This window comes from Pontibacter diazotrophicus, assembly GCF_003367245.1.
Taxonomy (GTDB): Bacteria; Bacteroidota; Bacteroidia; order Cytophagales; family Hymenobacteraceae; genus Pontibacter; species Pontibacter diazotrophicus.
Genome location: NZ_QRGR01000083.1, coordinates 1 through 979 on the forward strand (window position 1 = coordinate 1; position 979 = coordinate 979).

A 979-nucleotide genomic window follows, 5' to 3' on the forward strand; every position below is an offset into this window, starting at 1 on the left:
GTTAGAGCATGTTTTTTTCTTTTTCTGTTAAAGGCTCATGTCTGGAAACTACTTTTATCTTTCTTCCTGAAGAGTCGTAGGTAAAGAATTCTATAGACTTCTCTCCCACAACCATACTAATTGCTATCTCTGTAGTTATTTGTCCCTGTTCATCGAAGTTAGTGATGAATACATTGCTTAGTCCCTCAACCTCAGTAAGCTTCGCTATTTTCCCATTACCATACTTTTCTACCTGTTTTATCCCAACAGTATCACCTAAGATGTTAAGGGTTACTTTTTCAACATTCGAGGAATTGTCAGGAAGTAAGTAAAAGTGTGTTAAGGAAAGTTGCTTTTTTGAGTCAGGAAATTCATAAACTGTCATCCCTGCAAGCTTTTGCCCATCATACTCGTATTCCCTCTCGGCAACTAAAGCATTTTGGCTATCTCTATCTGTAGATTTTATTATAAAACCCGCTTGGTAAAAGTTCTCTGTCAATGTAAAAAGCGTATCATAGTTGCTGTTACCATTGAGTATATCATCTACAGATTGGCTGTTCAAGAGTCTCCTATGCTTTACTAAATGAAGACTGCCATTTTCCCCGTAGCTATTTTCAACGAGCAGTGTAGTGTCTCGATGAATATCAATTGTATACTCTGACAAAAGAGAGTCTCTCAGGTCATAATCAAAAAATGTAGTTGAAATGAGTTCATCAGAACCATCATGTTCTTCGACTTTTATTTTTCGTCCTTTAACATCATAAAAGTAGGTCATGACAATATCTAAGCTATCAGGTTTACCTCCTGCCATAAAGCAAGACGTCCAGTTTTCTTTTACTAACCTTCCACTTTTATCATATTGGTAGTTGATTACTTCCCCTTGAGTAAAGCTGCTATCATTTAGTTTTGATTCTAAGGGCTTTTGCTTGCATTGACTTAACAGAAGCATACAAAGCAAGATGGGTATCTTTTTCATTGATAATCTAAAATACGCTCTAAC

1 protein-coding gene is annotated in these 979 nt (G+C 36.2%); it reads right to left on the minus strand.

Annotated features, from left to right (window positions below; genetic code table 11):
• Window position 1 precedes the first annotated feature (1 nt).
• A partial coding sequence (locus DXT99_RS26765) for a hypothetical protein (RefSeq protein WP_220273459.1) occupies window positions 2–979 on the minus strand: 978 nt, incomplete at its 5' end.